The organism is Ectopseudomonas toyotomiensis, from assembly GCF_017167985.1.
GTDB classification, from domain to species: Bacteria; Pseudomonadota; Gammaproteobacteria; order Pseudomonadales; family Pseudomonadaceae; genus Aquipseudomonas; species Aquipseudomonas toyotomiensis.
In genome coordinates this window covers 4,430,021-4,448,671 of record NZ_CP070505.1, presented here as the reverse complement: position 1 = coordinate 4,448,671, position 18,651 = coordinate 4,430,021, and the positions used below count along the sequence as shown (strand labels likewise).

Genomic DNA, 18,651 nt, shown 5'->3' with positions numbered 1-18,651 from the left:
AGATGGATTTTCACTGCACTGACACTTTGTTGCCCAATGTCAGACGATAGCGCCCAAGTAGCTTCGCTAATTCTCCACTGGTCTGCAGCCGGTTCAACAATTCGGCAACTTCAGCCGGGCTCAGCGGCCCCTTGGGCCGCAGCAGCACCTGATGGTGGTAGAACTGATCCAGCCGATCGGAAACCAGCAACTCGGGCAGCATTTCCGGATGCCGATCCAGAAACAGCTCCAGGTACGAGCGCGTCACCACGGCGATATCGACGCGCCGCGCCAGCAGCATGCGCAGGTTGCTATCGTGGGAATAGGTCAACAGCGCATTGAACGTGCGTGCGAGATAGTCAGGGTCGGCATCGAAACTGGCAAAACCATAGTGATAGCCGTTGTAGAGCGCCATGCGCTTGTCGTTGAAATCCTCGAAATAGTCTTGCCCACGTCCCGGCTCCGCCGCGGCGACATAGACTTCCGCATCATCGATATCCAGCCCCAAGGCCAGGTATGAAGTGCCCTGCCACCCCCAGCGACTGGACTCGAAGAACATCAGATCGAAGCGTCCGCTCTCGAGGTCGCGGTAACGGCGGGTCGCCGAGGTCGGCACCAGGACGAAACGGTATTGCTGCTGCGCCGCATTGAGCGCGCGTAACAATTCGGGCACCAAACCTTGCGGATAAGGTGATTCGGGTTTGTCCAGATATGGCGGGAAGTGATAACCACCGACACGCACCTCCTGCAGGGCAACGGCAGCAGGTACATGCAACAGCGAAAGACTGCACAACAGGCAAAAGGCTAGTGCGCGCAAACTTGACCTCTCGTCACGGATCACAACGCGGGAGCACCCCAGCGCCCGTGTTCGAGCCGAAAACCGGCAGTTGCTATCATCCTAGCCGAATTCGCTCAGGCTTCCTTGCACACCAATGACAGCGCCTCCTCGGCCAGCTGATCCAGCGTCATTGGTCCCTGCGAACGGAACCAGGTATTGGTCCAGCTGAGCGCACCGGTGAGAAAACGTCGCTGAATGAACGGGTCGCCCTTGAAGTAACCGGCTTCACGCGCCTCGCCCAGCACCGCCAGCCAGATCTGCTCGTAGGTATCACGCAAGGCCAGTACCTGCGCCTGGCCCTCCTCCGAAAGGGAACGCCATTCGTAGACCAGAACCGCCATGGCCTCGCCGGTACCACCCATGATCGACTGCAGCTCGCAGCGGATCAGCGCCAGCAGCCGCTCGCGGGTGCCCTGCGCCTCGGCCAGTGCAGCGCGCATCAGGGCAGTGTTGTAGACGATAGTTTCCTCCATCACCGAACGCAGGATCTCTTCCTTGCTCTTGAAGTGGTGAAAGATGCTGCCGGACTGAATACCGATCGCGGCAGCCAGATCGCGCACCGTAGTGCGCTCGTAACCCTTGCTGCGAAACAGGTGGGCGGCCATCTGCAACAGCTTGCCACGGGCACTGTCCGGATCGGTTACCTGGCCGCTGGCGACCAGCTCCTGCATCACGGCCTGGGCTCTGTGTTCGTCCACGCTGACTTCTCCCCTGATTGCCTTGCACGGCGATTGTTCTGATGAATTCTTGTTGCAGCCGGCAAGTGCTTGTCTTGCTTGATGAAATGTATGCGGCGCCAGCTGACCAAGCAAGCGCTCGGCCGTACTTTTGGCCGATTTGCCCTCCCTCAACGCTTTTCAACCAAGCGCTTGCTTGGTAATGTCGACTCACCTTCTCAATGTGTGACGGGCCAACTCCAATGAACAAAACCGTACGCATCGGCTGCGCCTCCGCGTTCTGGGGCGACACCTCCACCGCTGCAGCTCAGCTGGTTCAGGGTGCCGAACTGGACTACCTGGTGTTCGACTACCTGGCCGAGATCACCATGTCGATCATGGCCGGCGCACGCATGAAGAAGCCGGACGACGGCTACGCCCGCGACTTCGTCGAGGTGCTTACCCCACTGCTGGGCAAACTGGCGGCGAAGAAGATCCGCGTCATCAGCAACGCCGGCGGGGTCAACCCGATGGCCTGCGCCGCCGCCCTGAGCGCAGCCTGCGAACAGGCCGGCGTAAAGCTGACGATCGCCGTGCTGCATGGCGACAACCTGCAGCCCAAGCTCGGCGAGCTGATCAAGGCCGGTACCCGCGAGATGTTCACTGGCGAGCCGCTGCCGCCCTTCTGCGTTTCGGTCAATGCCTACCTGGGCGCACCGGGCATCGTCGCCGCGCTGGAACAGGGCGCCGACATCGTCATCACCGGCCGCGTGGTGGACAGCGCGGTGGTCAGCGCCGCCCTGGTACACGAGTTCGGCTGGGGTTGGCACGACCATGACAAGCTGGCCCAGGCTGCGCTGGCCGGACATATCATCGAATGCGGCGCGCAGTGCACTGGCGGCAACTTCACCGACTGGCGCGACGTGCCAGACTACGAGCACATCGGTTTCCCCATCGTCGAAGTCGAAAGCGATGGCCGTTTCGTCGTGACCAAGCCGGAGGGTTCCGGCGGCCTGGTCACGCCCTTTACCGTTGGCGAGCAGATGCTCTACGAGATCGGCGACCCGCGCGCCTATCTGCTGCCAGATGTGGCCTGCGATTTCACTCAGGTCGAGCTGAGCCAGGTCGGCGATAACCGAGTGCAGCTGCAGGGCGCGCGCGGCCTGCCGCCCACCGGGCAATACAAGGTCAGCGCCACCCACCCAGATGGTTTTCGCTGCACCGCCAGCTGTGTGCTCGCCGGTATCGATGCGGTGGCCAAGGCCGAGCGTGTTGCCCAGGCGATCATCAACAGGACCGAAGAGATGTTCGCCGAACGTGGCTGGGGCCGTTACCAGGAGGTCAGCGTCGAGCTGCTGGGTAGCGAGGCCACCTATGGTGCCCACGCTCGGCGCCAGGACAGCCGCGAGCTGGTGGTGAAGATCGCCGTGCGTCATGCCAAGAAGGAGGCGCTGATCCTCTTCTCCCGCGAGATCGCCCAGGCTGCCACTGGCATGGCGCCGGGTCTGACCGGCATCGTCGGCGGTCGCCCCACCGTCTACCCGGTGATCCGCCTGTTCAGCTTCCTGGTGGACAAGAGCGCCTGCGCGCTGGAGGTGGAAATCGGCGGCGAACGCCATCCGGTCGCCCTGCCCCAGATCGATACCTTCGATCCAGCCCAGCTTCGTGCGCCAGCCGCCCTGCCCGTACCGATGGGCGAAGCCGACGCTGCCGTACCGCTGATCCGCCTGGCCGTGGCCCGCTCCGGCGACAAGGGCAACCACAGCAACATCGGCGTGATGGCGAGAGACCCCGAATACCTGGCGTGGATAGCCGCGGCGCTGACGCCCGAGACCGTGGCCAACTGGATGGCACATACCCTGGACGCAGAACAGGGCCGTGTCAGCCGCTGGTACCTGCCGGGCAGTCACAGCCTCAACTTTCTACTGGAGAATGCGTTGGGCGGCGGCGGCGTCTCCAGCCTGCGTATCGACCCGCAGGGCAAGGCCTTTGCCCAGCAACTGCTGGAATTCCCGGTGCCGGTGCCCAGCGCGCTGGCGGAAACCTTGAATGGTGCGCACGGCGCACCCCGCCCGTAGGGTGCGCTGCGCGCACCGAAATCACTCAGGACAACAAGAACAATGAGCTACGACTCCATATTCAAGCCTGGCCTGTTCGCCGATCAGACCATCCTGGTCACCGGCGGTGGCAGCGGCATCGGTCGCTGCGTGGCCCACGAGCTGGCCCACCTGGGCGCCCATGTGGTGCTGGTCGGGCGCAAGCTGGAGAAGCTGGAAAAGACCTGCGCCGAAATCATCGAGGATGGTGGCAGCGCCAGCTTCCAAATCTGCGACATCCGCGACGAAGACGCGGTGAAAGCCATGGTCGGTGCGGTGACCGGGCAGCGCGGGCGCATCCATCACCTGGTCAACAACGCTGGCGGCCAGTTCCCCGCGCCGCTGATCGGTATCAACCAGAAAGGCTTCGAGACCGTGGTGCGCACCAACCTGGTGGGCGGTTTTCTGGTGGCCAAGGAAGTCTTCCTGCAGAGCATGAGCAAGCATGGCGGCGCCATCGTCAACATGCTCGCCGACATGTGGGGCGGCATGCCCGGCATGGGCCACTCCGGCGCCGCACGCGCGGGTATGGAGAACTTCACCAAGACCGCCGCCTACGAGTGGGGCCACACCGGCGTACGGGTCAACGCCGTGGCGCCCGGCTGGATCGCCTCCAGCGGCATGGACACCTACCCCGAGTCGATGAAGAACATGATCCGCAACCTCAAGGACCACGTGCCGCTGCAACGCATCGGCAGCGAGTCCGAGGTGGCCGCGGCCATCGTCTTCCTGCTCAGCCCCGGCGCCAACTTCATCAGCGGCAACACCATCCGTATCGACGGTGCCGCCAGCCAGGGCACCCGTGCCTGGACGCTGGGCAAGGCCAAGAACAGCGAGCCCTACAACGGTTTCCACCGGGCCTATCTGCCCGACGTACTGAAAGATCAGGAGTAAGGCGATGCCCGTGATCCAATCGGAAATCGACGTGCATGGCGAAGCCTTCGTGCAGAACCGCGAAGCCATGCTGGCGGCCATCGCGACCTTCCGCGACGTGGAACAGAAGGTGCTCGACAAGGCACAGGAGGCCAAGGCCAAGTTCGACAAGCGCGGCCAGTTGCTGCCGCGTGAACGCATCAACCTGCTGCTCGATGCCGGCGCGCCCTTCCTTGAGCTGTCCTCGCTGGCCGGCTACAAGCTGCACGACGACAAGGACGGCAGCCAGGCCGGTGGCGGCCTGATCGCCGGCATCGGCTACATCGCCGGCGTGCGCTGCCTGGTGATCGCCAACAACAGCGCGATCAAGGGCGGCACCATCTCCCCCACTGGCCTGAAGAAATCGCTGCGCCTGCAGCAGATCGCCTTCGAGAACAAGCTGCCGGTGGTGACCCTGGCCGAAAGCGGCGGCGCCAACCTCAACTACGCCGCCGACATCTTCGTCGAGGGCGCGCGCGGCTTCGCCAACCAGGCGCGCATGTCGGCCATGGGCCTACCGCAGATCACCGTGGTGCACGGCTCCAGCACCGCGGGCGGGGCCTACCAGCCCGGCCTGTCGGACTATGTGGTGGTGGTACGCGGCAAGGCCAAGATGTTCCTCGCCGGCCCGCCCCTGCTCAAGGCCGCCACCGGCGAGATCGCCACCGACGAGCAACTCGGCGGCGCCGAGATGCACGCTCAGGTCGCCGGTACCGCCGAGTACCTGGCCGAGAACGACGCCGACGGCGTGCACCTGGCGCGCGAGATAGTCGGCATGCTGCCGTGGAACCAGCAGCTGCCGGCACGTGAGAAACGCACCTGGCGCGAACCGCTGCACCCGGCCGAGGAACTGCTCGGCCTGGTGCCGGCCGATGCCAAGAAACCCTACGACGTACGCGAGATCATCGCGCGCATCGCCGACGGCTCTGAGTTCCTCGATTTCAAGAACGAGTTCGACAGCCAGACCGTCTGCGGCCATCTGCAGATCGAAGGCCAGGCCTGCGGCTTCATCGGCAACAACGGCCCGATCACCCCGCAAGGCGCGGCCAAGGCGGCGCAGTTCATCCAGCTGTGCGAGCAGAGCAACACGCCGATCCTGTTCTTCCACAACACCACCGGCTTCATGGTCGGCACGGAATCGGAACAGAACGGCGTGATCAAGCACGGCTCGAAGATGATCCAGGCGGTGGCCAACGCCACGGTACCCAAGCTGACCATCGTCGTCGGCGGTTCCTACGGCGCCGGCAACTACGCCATGTGCGGCCGCGGCCTCGACCCGCGCTTCATCTTCGCCTGGCCCAACAGCAAGACCGCTGTGATGGGCGGCGCCCAGGCCGGCAAGGTGCTGCGCATCGTCACCGAGGACAAGCACGCCAAGGAAGGTAAGGAAGCCGATCCGAAGATGCTCGACATGCTTGAGCAAGTCACTGCGCAGAAGCTCGACAGCCAGTCCACGGCCCTCTATGGCACCGCCAGCCTGTGGGACGACGGCCTGATCGACCCGCGCGACACCCGCAAGCTACTGGGCTTTCTGCTGGACATCTGCGCCGAAGCCAACCTGCGACCGCTGAAGAAAAGCAGCTTCGGCGTCGCGAGATTCTGACCGTAGGGTGCGCCGTGCGCACCAAAACACCTGAGCTGGTGCGCACGGCGCACCCTACTGGAGAAAAACAACAATGATCTTCACCCAGGAACACGAAGAACTCCGCCGTACCGTCCGCAATTTCGTCGACAAGGAAATCAACCCGCACGTCGATGAGTGGGAAAAGGAAGGCCGCTTCCCGATCCACGATATTTTCAAGAAAGCTGGCGAGCTGGGCCTGCTGGGCATCTCCAAGCCGGAGAAATTCGGCGGCATGGGCCTGGACTACAGCTACTCGATCATCGCCGCCGAAGAGTTCGGCACCATCCGTTGCGGCGGCATCCCCATGTCCATCGGCGTGCAGACCGACATGTGCACCCCGGCACTGGCCCGTTTCGGCTCGGACGAGCTGCGCGAAGAATTCCTGCGCCCGGCCATCAGCGGCGAGATGGTCGGCTGCATCGGCGTCTCCGAGGTCGGCGCCGGCTCCGACGTGGCGGGCCTGAAGACCACCGCGCGCAAGGACGGCGACGACTACGTGATCAACGGCAGCAAGATGTGGATCACCAACTCGCCGTCGGCTGACTTTATCTGCCTGCTGGCCAACACCAGCGACGACAAGCCGCACGTCAACAAGTCGCTGATCATGGTGCCGATGAAGACCTCGGGCATCAGCGTCAGCCCGCACCTGGACAAGCTCGGCATGCGCAGCTCGGAGACAGCCCAGGTGTTCTTCGACAACGTGCGCGTACCGCAGCGCTACCGCATCGGCCACGAAGGCGCCGGCTTCATGATGCAGATGCTGCAGTTCCAGGAAGAGCGCCTGTTCGGCGCGGCCAACATGATCAAGGGCCTGGAGCACTGCGTCGACAGCACCATCGACTATTGCAAGCAGCGCCACACCTTTGGCCAACCGCTGATCGACAACCAGGTCATCCACTTCCGCATGGCCGAACTGCAGACGGAGATCGAGTGCCTGCGCGCACTGGTCTACCAGGCCACCGAACAGTACGTGAAGGGTCGCGACGTGACCAAGCTGGCGTCGATGGCCAAGCTCAAGGCCGGGCGCCTGGGCCGCGAGGTATCCGACGCCTGCCTGCAGTACTGGGGCGGCATGGGCTTCATGTGGGACAACCCGGTGTCGCGTGCCTACCGCGACGTGCGCCTGGTCAGCATCGGCGGCGGCGCCGACGAAATCATGCTCGGCATCATCTGCAAGCTGATGGGCATTCTGCCGGGGAAAAAGAAGGGCTGAGCCACCACTCTTCGTAGGGCGGGTGCAACCCGCCACCCACAGCGCAGCGGCGGGTTTCACCCGTCCTACACCGAGGTATGCAATGAACGATCTGCCCTCCTGCGAAACCCTGCTGCTGAGCCTCGAAGGTGGCGTGCTGCACGTCACCCTCAACCGGCCGGACAGCCGCAACGCCATGAGTCTGACCATGGTCGGCGAACTGCGCGCCACCCTGGAGGCCGTGCGCCATGACCCGAACGTGCGTGCCGTCGTCCTGCGCGGCGCGAGCGGCCACTTCTGCGCCGGCGGCGATATCAAGGACATGGCCGGCGCCCGTGCCAAAGGGGGCGACGCCTACCGCGAACTGAACCGCGCCTTCGGTGCACTGCTGGAAGAGGCCCAGGCCGCACCGCAGGTACTGGTGGCGGTGCTGGAAGGCGCCGTGCTCGGCGGTGGTTTCGGCCTGGCTTGCGTGTCCGACGTGGCCATCGCCACCAGCGGCGCCAAGTTCGGCCTGCCGGAAACCACGCTGGGCATCCTCCCGGCGCAGATCGCCCCCTTCGTCGTGCAGCGCATCGGCCTGACCCAGGCGCGCCGCCTGGCGCTGACCGCAGCCCGCTTCGACGGTGCCGAGGCGCTGCGCCTGGGCCTGGTGCACTACTGCGAGAGCGACGAGATCGCACTGGCGCAGCGCCTGGACGAGACCCTGGAACAGATTCGCCAGTGTGCACCGCAGGCCAACGCCCAGACCAAGGCCCTGCTGCTGGCCAGCGAACGCGAAGCCCTCGGCCCGCTGCTCGACCGCGCCGCCGAACAGTTCGCCGCCGCGGTCACCGGCACCGAGGGCGTCGAAGGCACCATGGCCTTCGTGCAGAAGCGCAAGCCGAAGTGGGCCCAGTAATAGCCCCCCTCTCCCGCTTGCGGGAGAGGGGCTGGGGGAGAGGGTGCTGTTGCCCCCTTTCCCAAACCCTCTCCCCAAGGGGAGAGGGAACAAATAGAACGTAGCCTGGATGCAATCCGGGAACGCTCACCAAAATGATTCCCCGGATTGCATCCACAGCAGGAGCACAAAGATGCCCGCCTTCAACAAGATCCTGATCGCCAACCGTGGCGAGATCGCCTGCCGGGTGATGCGCACCGCCATTGAGCTTGGCTACCGCACCGTGGCGGTGTACTCCGAGGCCGATGCCGACGCCCGCCACGTGCAGATCGCCGACGAAGCCGTGTGCATCGGCCCGGCCCAGGTCAACCAGTCCTACCTGCGCATCGACTCCATCATCGAAGCCGCGCGCAAGACCGGCGCCGACGCCATCCACCCCGGCTATGGCTTCCTCTCCGAAAACGCCGATTTCGCCCGCGCCTGTGAAGCAGCCGGTATCGTCTTCATCGGCCCGACCGCTTCCGCCATCCACCTGATGGGCAGCAAGCGCCTGTCGAAGATCGCCATGCTGGAGGCCGGCGTACCCTGCATTCCCGGCTTTGAGGGCGCCGCCCAGGATGACGAAACCCTGGCCAGCGAAGCCGAACGCATCGGTTACCCGCTGATGATCAAGGCCAGCGCCGGTGGCGGCGGCCGCGGCATGCGCCTGGTACAGGAATCCTCCGAACTGCTGGGGCAGATCCGCACCGCCCGCTCGGAGGCGCAGAATGCCTTCGGCTCCGGCGAGCTGATACTCGAGCGCGCGGTGATCCGCCCGCGCCATGTCGAAATTCAGGTGTTCGGCGACCAGCAGGGCAATATCGTCTACCTCGGCGAGCGCGACTGCTCGGTGCAGCGTCGCCACCAGAAGGTGGTCGAGGAAGCGCCCTGCCCGGTGATGACGCCCGAGCTGCGCAAGGCCATGGGCGAAGCGGCGGTCAAGGCTGCAGCATCGGTGAACTACGTTGGCGCCGGCACCGTGGAATTCCTCCTCGACGCCAGCGGCGAGTTCTTCTTCCTGGAAATGAACACCCGCCTGCAGGTGGAACACCCAGTCACCGAGCTGATCACCGGTCAGGATCTGGTGGCCTGGCAGATTCGCGTGGCCGAGGGCCAGCCCCTGCCACTTCGACAAGACGAAATCCGCCTCAACGGTCATGCCATGGAAGTGCGCCTGTACGCCGAGGATTCGGCCGCCGGCTTCCTGCCGCAAACCGGCCAGGTACTGCGCTGGGAACCCGAATTGTTGGCTGGCGTGCGCATCGATCACGGCCTGGTCGAGGGCCAGGCCGTCACCCCCTTCTACGACCCGATGCTGGCCAAGGTCATCGCCTACGGCGAAACCCGCGACGAAGCCCGGCGCAAGCTGGTACGCGCCGTCGAGCAGTGCGTGCTGCTGGGCGTGAACGGCAACCAGCGCTTTCTCGCCAACCTGCTCAAGCACCCGCAGTTCGCCGCTGGCAACGCCACTACAGCATTCATCGCCGAGCACTTCGCTGATGACCCCAGCCTGCATCCGCACCCGGCCAGCCTGGCCGAGCTGGCCATGGCCGCCGCCCTGCTCTACCAGACCTCGGCCAACGCTCGCGCGCACCAGCCCGGCCTGTCCGGCTGGCGTAGCGCCGGCAGCGCGCCCTGGCGTTTCGTCCTCAAGCAGGGGGAACACAAGCACGCCGTGGAACTGGACGTGATCGCCAGCGGCACGCAAGCGCACCTTTGCGTGCGTCGGGGCGAGGACCAGCTACCCCTGCGCCTGCTGGCCAGCGATGGCCGCTGGTTGACCCTGGAGCTGGACGGCGTGCGCCGCCGCCAGGCTTACCACATCGAAGGCGAGCGCCTGTGGCTGTACGGTGAGCATGGCAACCTGGAACTGCTGGATGTCACCCACGAGCCGGCCGGTGGCCAGAACGCCGCCAGCAGCGGCACGGTGAAGGCGCCGATGGATGGCGCCATAGTCGAGGTACTGGTCGCCGAGGGGGCCAGCGTCAGCAAGGGGCAACTGCTGCTGGTGCTGGAAGCGATGAAGATGGAACACCCGCTCAAGGCCGGCATCGACGGCATCGTTCGCCGCGTCGGCGTGAGCCAGGGCGACCAGGTGAAGAGCCGCCAGTTGCTGGTGGAAATCGAAGCTGTAGAGGCCTGAAATATCGCTGTGGGAGGGGCTTTAGCCGCGACGGAAACTCACGATTAGATTCCCTCCTCCCTCATAACAACAATACCGGAGCACGCCCATGTCACTTTCCGCCAAGACCCTGTTCATCACCGGCGCCAGCCGTGGCATCGGCCGCGAGATCGCCCTAAAGGCCGCCGCCGATGGCGCCAATATCGTCATCGCGGCCAAGAGCGCCGAGCCACATCCGAAACTGGAAGGCACCATCTTCAGCGTCGCCGCCAAGGTCGAGGCCGCCGGCGGCAAGGCCCTGGCCCTGCAGCTGGACGTGCGCGACGAACAGGCCGTGGCGGCAGCCATGGCCCAGGCCGCCGAGCATTTCGGCGGCATCGACGCCCTCGTCAACAACGCCGGGGCCATCAAGCTGGTGGGCGTGGAAAAACTAGAACCCAAGCGCTTCGACCTGATGTACCAGATCAACACCCGCGCGGTGATGGTCTGCAGCCAGGCGGCCCTGCCGTACCTGAAGCAGAGCGCCAACGGCCATATCCTCAACCTCTCTCCGCCGCTCAATCTCGACGCCAAGTGGTTCGCCCAGCACGGCCCCTACACCGTCACCAAGTACGGCATGAGCATGCTTAGCCTGGGCATGAGTGAGGAGTTCAAGAAGTACGGCATCAGCGTCAACTCGCTGTGGCCGAAGACCATGATCGCCACCGCCGCCATCGAATTCGAACTGGGCAGCCGCGACGCCTTCAAGCGCGCGCGCACTCCGGCGATCATGGCCGACGCGGCCCACGCCATCCTGAGTAGCGAAGGCCGCAGCCTCACCGGACGCCTGCTGATCGACGAGGACATTCTGCGCGAACGGGGCCAGAGCGACTTCGAGCAGTACCGTTTCGATCCCGCTGGCGGCAGCCTGGTGCCGGACCTGTTCGTCGATTGAGCACTGCGGGATACGCTCCGCTCCCCTCTCCCATTTATGGGAGAGGGGCTGGGGGAGAGGGAATGCCGTTTCGACTTCGTAGGCCGGATGCAATCCGGGCTACGTGCGCGCCTCGATCCGTAGGGCACGCCGCGCGCACCGAGACAACCTCGGGATTTGTGCCGGTCCGGTGCGCGCAGCGCACCCTACGAGCGGCAAGGCTATTTGCCGATCTGCCCACCGCTGAACGCACCTGGGCCATGGCTGGTGTTCGCCAGGCTGACTAGAGTCAGAACTCGCCTCCAATTCATAACAGCCAAGTGCGCCCCAATGAGCCAAGCCGATCTGATTTCGCCCTTCCGCTTCCTGGCCCACCTGCCGCAGCACCTGCCACGCGTGCCGCGCATGCTGCGCGGCCTTTACTACGCCGGCATCCGCAACCGCGAGAAGAATCTGTCGCTGGCCTGGGCCCTGCAACGCGCTGCCGAGCGCCACCCCGAGCGCCCGGCGCTGATGGATGAACACCGCCAGCTCAGCTATCGAGCGTTCAATGTCTGGGCCAACCGCCTGGCCTGGGCGTTCAAGGCCGAGGGGGTCGGCCATGGCGACGTGGTCGCGGTGATGCTGGAGAACCGCCTGGAGCTGCTGGCGATCCTCGCAGCCCTGAGCAAACTCGGCGCCGTAGGCGCGCTGATCAACGCCACCCAGCGCGGCAAGGTGCTGGCGCACAGTTTCAACCTGGTCAAACCCGGATTCCTGGTAATCGGCGACGAACTGATCGGCGCCTTCGACGAAATCGCCGACCAGTTGCATGACCTGCAGGCACGTCGCTACTGGATCGCCGACCAGGACTGCCTGGGCGATCCCGGCCATGCGCCGCAGGGCTGGCTCAACCTCATGCAGATCGCCAGCGGCCAGGCCGAAGACAATCCTCCGGATAGCCAAGGTGTGCGCATGAAGGATGCCTGCTTCCTGATCTACACCTCCGGCACCACCGGCCTGCCCAAGGCCTCGATCATGAGCCATGGCAAGTGGATCAAAGCCTACGGCGGCTTCGGCCATTCCGGCCTGACCCTGAACGAGCACGACGTGCTCTATCTCACCCTGCCCTGCTATCACAACAACGCCGTCACCGTATGCTGGAGTGCGGCCCTGGCCGGCGGCGCAGCCATCGCCCTGCGCCGCAGGTTCTCCGCCAGCGCCTTCTGGAGCGACGTGGCGCGCTACCAGGCCACCTGCTTCGGCTATATCGGCGAACTGTGCCGTTACCTGCTCAATCAGCCGGAAACCGACACCGAAAAGAACAACAGCCTGCGCTGCATGATCGGCAACGGCCTGCGCCCCTCGATCTGGGCCGAGTTCAAGCAACGTTTCGGTATCGAGCAGATCACCGAGTTCTATGCCTCCAGCGAAGGCAATATCGGCTTCACCAACGTCTTCAACTTCGACAACACCGTCGGCTACACCCCCGCCACCTACGCCATCGTCCGTTACGACATGGAGAACGATCAGCCGCTGCGTTGCAAGAAGGGCTTTCTGCAAAAGGCCGACAAGGGCGAGGCCGGTCTGCTGATCAGCGAGATCAGCGCCAAGTGGCCGTTCGACGGCTACACCGATCAGGCCAAGAGCGAGGCGGCGATCCTGCGCGACGTGTTCAAGAAGGGCGACGCCTGGTTCAACACTGGCGACCTGATGCGCGATATCGGCTGCAAGCACGCGCAGTTCGTCGACCGCCTCGGCGATACCTTCCGCTGGAAAGGCGAGAACGTCTCCACTACCGAAGTGGAAAACGTGCTCGGCGCCTTCCCCGGTGTGGAGGATGCGGTGGTCTACGGCGTGGAGATTCCCGGTACCAACGGTCGCTGCGGCATGGCTGCACTGAGCCTGGCACAAGGCCTTGAGCTGGACGGCGCCGCCCTGGCCGCCCACCTCGACGCGGAGCTGCCGGCTTACGCCGCGCCGCTGTTCGTGCGCCTGCTAGGCGAAGTCGAGACCACCGGTACCTTCAAGTACAAGAAGACGGATCTGAAGCAGGCCGGCTACGACCCATGCCAGGTCGACGGTCCGCTCTACGTGCGCTTGCCTGGCTCGAACAGCTTTCAGTGGTTGGATGGCGAACTGCATGCAGCCATCGAACAGCGACACTACCGTTTCTGAGCAGAATGAAGCCCGGCCATGGGTAGGGTGCGCCGCCCCTGCTACTGCTTGAACTCGAACTGCAGCTCAGCGCCTTCGATGGAGTCCCAGTAGTCGTCGACCCGTTCGTTGCTGATCAGCCGACCACTGATCTGGAACGGGCTCTGGACTTCGGTTTTCTCGCCAAACAGCGGCGGCAGCAAGGGAGAGAGATCCTCGCGGGTTTCGCTTTCCAGCGCCTGCTCGAACAACTCCTGCGGCACACTCAGATCCAATGCCAGTTTCGATTCAGGCTCCACCGGCTTGGGCTGTGGCGCTACAACAGGCTTGGGCTTGGCAACGACGGGCGGTTTGGCGGCGGGCATGGGCTTGCTTTCGACCACCTTGGCAGGCGGTGCTGGTTCGACAGGCTCTGGCTTGGCGACCTCTGCAACGGGCGCAGTTGCAGTGACCACTGCCGGCGCTGGCGCGGGCTGCTGTGCAACGGGTTCCGACTCACGCTCACAAGCGCTCAGCCAACCCAGGCAAAGCAATAGAAGAATGGACTTACGCATCATGGGACAAGGGTAGCTCGATCAGTAACGCGCCCATGCTCCTCCGCCTGGGCGCGCCTGACAAGCCGACTTACATGACTTTTACCTCGTGCCTCATTCACTCGGCGACTCGCTGGCCAGATGAGCGAGCTCAGCCTCGATATCCAGTTGTGGATAGTCGGCCTTTAGCTGCTCCAGCAACCGCTGCGCCTCCTCCTGCTCACCCGCCTTGCGCAGCTCCAGCAGACGCAGCAGCGCCTCGCGCGGTTCGCTCTGGATCACCAATTCGGCCATGGGCGCCAACGCAGCGCTACTGGCCATCGGTGCCTCAGCCACATCGGCAGACGGCGCCTGACGTGCCATGGCCTGACTTCTCATGCGTTCCTGCGGGGCAGCCATAGGCGCAATCGCCTCCTGCTCTGGCGCACGCTTGGCCGCCATCGGAGCCGGTGCAGCCGGACTCATGGCCACGCTGGGCGGCACGGCATCGAAGGCATCCGGCGTCTGCTCCAGCGTGCGCCAGGTCAGGCTGACCCCGATCCCGACACAAGCCAGCCCGGCCACGGCCACCGACCAGCGCTGTCGGCCGCTACCGAACAGCCACTGATGAAAACGTTGCGCCCAGCCAGCTTCGCCACTGACCGCTTCGGCCTGCTGCGCCTCACGGGCGGCCGCGCTTGCCGCCGCCAGAATGCGTGCATCCAGCTCGGCCGAGGGTTCGCCGCTGCCATGGGCACGAAAATGCGCCAGCAACGCCTCCTCGTGATCCAGAGGTTCTCGTTGATCTTTCATGCGGACAACTCCTCGGTGGCCAGCAGCCGGCGCAGCTTCTGCAGGGCATAGCGCAGACGGCTCTTGACCGTCTCGGCCGGCGTACGGGTCAACTCGGCAATCTCGTTCAATTCCAGATCGCCATGGGCGCGCAGCAGGAATACTTCGCGCTGATCTTCCGGCAGGTCGGCCAACGCCGCCTGCAGCCGCTCACTGTCGCGACTCAGGCTCCACTGTTGTTCCGGGCCAGGTTGCGGGTCGGCCTGGGCATGCAGGCCTTCATCGTATTCGTCATGCCCGGCCTGATGGCGGCCCGTCTTGCGCCAGTGGTCGATCAGGCGATTACGCGCGATCTGGTACAGCCAGGTCTTGAACAGCACAGACTCGCGCTGCTCGCTCTGGCTTCGCACCAGGCTCATCCAGGTTTCCTGGAACACTTCTTCGGCCAGGGCGTGATCGCCGCACAGGCCGAGCAGAAAGCGAAACAGGCCCAGCCGATGGCGCTGGTAAAGCGCGTTGAAGGCCGCGGCATCGCCGCGGCGGTAACGCCGCAACAAAGCGGCGTCGTCATCCGTGAGAGGTGCGTTCACTGCTGAGCTCGCGCAGGGGTGGAGCCGGAAGTGTGCAGGCTCTGGGCGATTTCGGCCAGCTGGATGAACTCGCCACGCAGACCGAAGCGATCCTCGCCCTTGCCCGAGCGCGCCAGTTCGATACTCTGCGCCAGATCGAAGTCGCCGGTGTAGCGGCCGTCCTTGAGCTGCTGGGCGAAGGCGGCTACCGCAGCGGCGAAGCGCAGGTCCTCGCTGGCGGCGTTCATCGTCTTGGCCTCGGCACGTGCGATAGGTCGCTCCAGCAGGCGGCTGGCCGCCTCGCCTGGTGCCTTGTAGCGAATCCGCAACCAGGCCAGCTCGCCACTCTTGCTCGCGGGCTGGGCATTGGCCTGATAACGCAGTGGCTCCAACCAGCCTTTACCGCCCGCCGGGACAATCTCATAGAGCGCGGTGACGGTGTGACCGGCGCCAATATCACCGGCATCGACCTTGTCGTTACTGAAGTCCTCGCGCTTGAGCGCACGGTTTTCGTAGCCCAGCAGGCGGTACTCGCTGACCTCGCTCGGGTTGAATTCCAGTTGCAGTTTCACGTCGCTCGCCACGGTGGCCAGGGTCGAGCCGAGCTGATCCACCAGCACCTTGCGTGCCTCGCGCAGGTTGTCGATGTAGGCGTAGTTGCCGTTACCGGCGTCGGCCAGTTGCTCCATCAGGCGCTCGTTGTAGTTGTCCACGCCAAAACCCAGGGTGGTCAGCGAGACGCCGCTCTTGCGCTTGTCGGCGGCCAATTGCTTGAGGCTGTCGAAGTCGCTGATGCCGACGTTGAAGTCGCCATCAGTGGCCAGCAGGATGCGATTGATGCCGCCATCGATTAGGTGCTTGCCCGCCTGCTGGTAGGCCAGCTGGATGCCCGACTCCCCTGCCGTCGAACCACCGGCGCTGAGTTGGTCGATGGCTGCACGGATCTTCGCCTTGTCGCTGCCGGGCGTGGAATCGAGCACCACCTGGCTGTCACCGGCATAGGTGACCAGCGAGACGCGATCCTGCGGGCGCAACTGCTCGAGCAGCAATTTCAGGGTGCCCTGCACCATGGGCAGGCCTTCACGGCGATGCATCGAGCCGGAGACATCGACCAGAAACACCAGGTTGGCCGGCGCCAGCTCCTCCACGCTGCGATCCGACGCCTTGATGGCGATGCGCAGCAGGCGTGTCTGCGGGTTCCATGGCGTCACCGCCAGTTCGGTGCTGACGCCGAAAGGCGCATCGGCCTGCGGCAACGGGTAGGCGTAGGGAAAGTAGTTGACCAGTTCCTCCAGACGCACGGCGTCCTTCGGTGGCAGTTGCCCGCCATTGAGGAAGCGCCGCACGTTGGCGTAGCTACCTGTGTCGACGTCGATGCTGAAGGTGGATACCGGGGTCTCGGCAACCGCGAACACCGGATTATCGGCATAAGCCTGGTATTGCTCGCGCGACTCGTCACGGTAGCCCGGCGGCAGGACATCGGCGATGGGCGACGGCGCGTAAACCAGGGTCGACATGCGCTTCTGGCTGGCAGCAGCAGGCATCTCGGCTGCTACAGGCGCAGCCAGACGTTCACGGACGAGTGTCGCCGCCGGCTCCGAATTGGCCTGGGCTTCCGGCTCCGGGCCAGAGGCGCTGCAGGCGGCGAGCAGCAAGGTGCTCACGGAAAAACCGACGGCGAATGGGCGAACGAGCAACGAGGAATAAATGGACATGGTGCACCTCCTGAGCAATGGCACGAGACCTTCGCTCAGGTAGACGCAGCACTTCGATGAAACGGGTTAACCCAGGACGTGCTTTCTCAACCTTCCCAGGAACCGCCCGCCTCCTGGCACAGCTGCGTGGCCAGCATCCCAAGGGTCATCAGCGCCCTCTCCGCCTCGCGGTTCCATGGAATGCCACAGTTGAGCCGCACGCAATGATTGAACTGCTCGGTGTTGCTGAAGATCAGCCCCGGTGCGATCGAGATGCCCTGCTGCAGCGCGCGCACGTGCAGATCCTTGGTATTGACCCGCGCCGGCAGGCTGACCCAGAGAATGAAGCCGCCCTTGGGCCGGGTCATCTGCGTGCCGACCGGAAAGTACTGCTGCACCGCCAGCTGGAAGGCATTGAGGTTCTTGCGGTACTCCTGGCGAATATGCCGCAGATGGCGGTCATAGCCCCCGTTCTCCAGATAAGCCGCCACGGCCATCTGGGTGACGCTGCACGCCGAATGGGTGGAAAAGGTCTGCAGCCGCTGGATCTCGTCCTGATACTTGCCGGCGACGATCCAGCCAATACGCACACCGGGCGACAGCGTCTTGGAGAAACTCGAGCAATAGATCACCCGGCTGTCGCGATCATGCGACTTCAATGCTTTGGTCGGCCCCTGTTCGAACATCAGCTCGCCGTAGATATCGTCTTCGACGATCTGGAAATCGTAGTCGCCGGCCAGGCGCAACAACTGACGCTGACGCTCCTCGGGGATGGTGCCACCCAGCGGGTTGGATAGCCGCGCAGTCAGCACCAGCGCCTTGATCGGCCACTGGTTGGCCGCCAGTTGTAGCGCTTCAAGGCTGATGCCGGTAGTCGGGTCGCAGGGAATCTCGATGACCTTGAGCCCAAGCAGATCGGCCAACTGCAGCAGACCGTAGTAGGTCGGCGACTCTACCGCGATGAGATCGCCCGGCTTGGTCAGCACACGCAGGCTCATCTGCAGCGCATCGACGCAGCCATGGGTGATCACCACCTCGGACGGATCGACCACTACACCAGCATCGCGCATGCGGATCGCCACCTGGCGGCGCAACGGCTCGAAGCCGGGGCTGAACATGTAGCTAAAGGCGCGCGGGCTGTGAAAACGGGTGACCTTGGCCAGTTGCTGGTGCAATGCGCGCACCGGCAGGTAATCGACATGCGGCACCGCGGCGCCCAGCGGAAATACGCCCTCGCGGCGAGACTCGGTGAGCACCTGATTGATGATGCTGGCGCGAGTGACCAGGCCTGGTCGCTCGACCTTGGCGATGTCCGGCGTCGGCGCGGTCAGCGCTGGTGTCTGGTGCACGTAGAAGCCGGATTGCGGGCGTGCACGAATCAACCCCTGATCTTCGAGGTTGGCGTAGGCCTGCAACACCGTGGCGTGGCTGACATTGAGCTGAGCGCTCATCTTGCGCACCGAAGGCACGCGCTCGCCAGGCTGGTAGACACCGCGACGAATATCTTCGGCCAACTGCTGGGCGATACGTTGATAGAGCAGCAGATTGGTCATGGCGATATCCTCCGTGGTCATTGGAGCATAACAGTAACCTATTGCTACACAATTGTACCGGCACAGATACGATCTGTTTTCCCCTTACGTCATTGCTTGCCAAGCATGCACGGCATCGTCGCCATTTTCAGTGCATAAAAAACC

General features: G+C 64.3%; 15 protein-coding genes. 8 read left to right on the top strand and 7 right to left on the bottom strand.

The window, feature by feature from the left end; all coding sequences use genetic code 11:
* Positions 1 to 10: 10 nt before the first annotated feature.
* Entirely contained in the window at positions 11 to 820 is an 810-nt protein-coding gene (locus JWV26_RS20565) for a substrate-binding periplasmic protein (RefSeq protein ID WP_420890278.1), read from the bottom strand.
* 71 nt (positions 821 to 891) lie between these two features.
* Entirely contained in the window at positions 892 to 1,515 is a 624-nt protein-coding gene (locus JWV26_RS20560) for a TetR/AcrR family transcriptional regulator (RefSeq protein ID WP_021489915.1), read from the bottom strand.
* A gap of 221 nt (positions 1,516 to 1,736) precedes the next feature.
* Between JWV26_RS20560 and JWV26_RS20555 the strand changes: the two genes are divergently transcribed.
* From JWV26_RS20555 to JWV26_RS20520, 8 genes are all read left to right on the top strand, one after another.
* Entirely contained in the window at positions 1,737 to 3,551 is a 1,815-nt protein-coding gene (locus JWV26_RS20555) for an acyclic terpene utilization AtuA family protein (protein ID WP_206417700.1), read from the top strand.
* Between the two features lie 42 nt (positions 3,552 to 3,593).
* Positions 3,594 to 4,463, top strand: a complete 870-nt coding sequence (locus JWV26_RS20550; protein ID WP_206417699.1) for an SDR family oxidoreductase — start codon at positions 3,594 to 3,596, stop codon at positions 4,461 to 4,463.
* Between the two features lie 4 nt (positions 4,464 to 4,467).
* Positions 4,468 to 6,084 (top strand): geranyl-CoA carboxylase subunit beta, encoded by a 1,617-nt coding sequence (atuC, locus tag JWV26_RS20545; RefSeq protein ID WP_206417698.1) that lies wholly within the window; start codon positions 4,468 to 4,470, stop codon positions 6,082 to 6,084.
* Positions 6,085 to 6,157: 73 nt separating this feature from the next.
* Positions 6,158 to 7,318 carry a citronellyl-CoA dehydrogenase gene (atuD, locus tag JWV26_RS20540; RefSeq protein ID WP_206417697.1) on the top strand — a complete coding sequence of 387 codons (1,161 nt, stop codon included), beginning with the start codon at positions 6,158 to 6,160 and terminating at the stop codon, positions 7,316 to 7,318.
* Between the two features lie 82 nt (positions 7,319 to 7,400).
* Positions 7,401 to 8,198 (top strand): enoyl-CoA hydratase/isomerase family protein, encoded by a 798-nt coding sequence (locus tag JWV26_RS20535; RefSeq protein WP_206417696.1) that lies wholly within the window; start codon positions 7,401 to 7,403, stop codon positions 8,196 to 8,198.
* A gap of 172 nt (positions 8,199 to 8,370) precedes the next feature.
* Positions 8,371 to 10,359 (top strand): acetyl/propionyl/methylcrotonyl-CoA carboxylase subunit alpha, encoded by a 1,989-nt coding sequence (locus JWV26_RS20530; protein WP_206417695.1) that lies wholly within the window; start codon positions 8,371 to 8,373, stop codon positions 10,357 to 10,359.
* A gap of 88 nt (positions 10,360 to 10,447) precedes the next feature.
* On the top strand, positions 10,448 to 11,272 hold the full coding sequence (locus tag JWV26_RS20525; protein ID WP_206417694.1) for an SDR family oxidoreductase: 825 nt from the start codon (positions 10,448 to 10,450) through the stop codon (positions 11,270 to 11,272).
* A gap of 309 nt (positions 11,273 to 11,581) precedes the next feature.
* The gene (locus JWV26_RS20520; RefSeq protein WP_206417693.1) at positions 11,582 to 13,408 is read left to right on the top strand and encodes a long-chain-acyl-CoA synthetase; all 1,827 of its coding nucleotides are present in this window, start codon (positions 11,582 to 11,584) and stop codon (positions 13,406 to 13,408) included.
* Between the two features lie 41 nt (positions 13,409 to 13,449).
* Here JWV26_RS20520 and JWV26_RS24440 read toward each other — a convergent pair whose 3' ends face one another.
* The 5 genes from JWV26_RS24440 to JWV26_RS20495 form a co-directional block, all read right to left on the bottom strand.
* Complete coding sequence (locus JWV26_RS24440; protein ID WP_230875498.1) at positions 13,450 to 13,752, bottom strand: hypothetical protein; 303 nt, start codon at positions 13,750 to 13,752, stop codon at positions 13,450 to 13,452.
* Between the two features lie 282 nt (positions 13,753 to 14,034).
* On the bottom strand, positions 14,035 to 14,712 hold the full coding sequence (locus JWV26_RS20510; RefSeq protein WP_072424746.1) for a hypothetical protein: 678 nt from the start codon (positions 14,710 to 14,712) through the stop codon (positions 14,035 to 14,037).
* Entirely contained in the window at positions 14,709 to 15,281 is a 573-nt protein-coding gene (locus JWV26_RS20505; protein ID WP_045733099.1) for an RNA polymerase sigma factor, read from the bottom strand. The genes JWV26_RS20510 and JWV26_RS20505 overlap by 4 nt, the downstream gene beginning before the upstream one ends.
* Positions 15,278 to 16,975 (bottom strand): vWA domain-containing protein, encoded by a 1,698-nt coding sequence (locus JWV26_RS20500; protein ID WP_206417692.1) that lies wholly within the window; start codon positions 16,973 to 16,975, stop codon positions 15,278 to 15,280. Before JWV26_RS20500 ends, JWV26_RS20505 begins: the two co-directional genes overlap by 4 nt.
* Before the next feature lie 86 nt (positions 16,976 to 17,061).
* Positions 17,062 to 18,507: an aminotransferase-like domain-containing protein gene (locus JWV26_RS20495; RefSeq protein ID WP_021489928.1), complete on the bottom strand. Its 1,446-nt coding sequence runs from the start codon at positions 18,505 to 18,507 to the stop codon at positions 17,062 to 17,064.
* Positions 18,508 to 18,651 lie beyond the last annotated feature (144 nt).

What these genes read in the sequence shown, in the direction of transcription:
- JWV26_RS20555 (WP_206417700.1), top strand. Translation starts at nt 1,737, where the DNA reads ATGAACAAAACCGTACGCATCGGCTGCGCCTCCGCGTTCTGGGGCGAC.
- JWV26_RS20520 (WP_206417693.1), top strand. Translation starts at nt 11,582, where the DNA reads ATGAGCCAAGCCGATCTGATTTCGCCCTTCCGCTTCCTGGCCCACCTG.
- JWV26_RS20525 (WP_206417694.1), top strand. Translation starts at nt 10,448, where the DNA reads ATGTCACTTTCCGCCAAGACCCTGTTCATCACCGGCGCCAGCCGTGGC.
- JWV26_RS20535 (WP_206417696.1), top strand. Translation starts at nt 7,401, where the DNA reads ATGAACGATCTGCCCTCCTGCGAAACCCTGCTGCTGAGCCTCGAAGGT.
- atuD (WP_206417697.1), top strand. Translation starts at nt 6,158, where the DNA reads ATGATCTTCACCCAGGAACACGAAGAACTCCGCCGTACCGTCCGCAAT.
- atuC (WP_206417698.1), top strand. Translation starts at nt 4,468, where the DNA reads ATGCCCGTGATCCAATCGGAAATCGACGTGCATGGCGAAGCCTTCGTG.
- JWV26_RS20510 (WP_072424746.1), bottom strand. Translation starts at nt 14,712, where the DNA reads ATGAAAGATCAACGAGAACCTCTGGATCACGAGGAGGCGTTGCTGGCG.
- JWV26_RS20550 (WP_206417699.1), top strand. Translation starts at nt 3,594, where the DNA reads ATGAGCTACGACTCCATATTCAAGCCTGGCCTGTTCGCCGATCAGACC.
- JWV26_RS20530 (WP_206417695.1), top strand. Translation starts at nt 8,371, where the DNA reads ATGCCCGCCTTCAACAAGATCCTGATCGCCAACCGTGGCGAGATCGCC.
- JWV26_RS20500 (WP_206417692.1), bottom strand. Translation starts at nt 16,975, where the DNA reads ATGTCCATTTATTCCTCGTTGCTCGTTCGCCCATTCGCCGTCGGTTTT.
- JWV26_RS20495 (WP_021489928.1), bottom strand. Translation starts at nt 18,507, where the DNA reads ATGACCAATCTGCTGCTCTATCAACGTATCGCCCAGCAGTTGGCCGAA.
- JWV26_RS24440 (WP_230875498.1), bottom strand. Translation starts at nt 13,752, where the DNA reads ATGCCCGCCGCCAAACCGCCCGTCGTTGCCAAGCCCAAGCCTGTTGTA.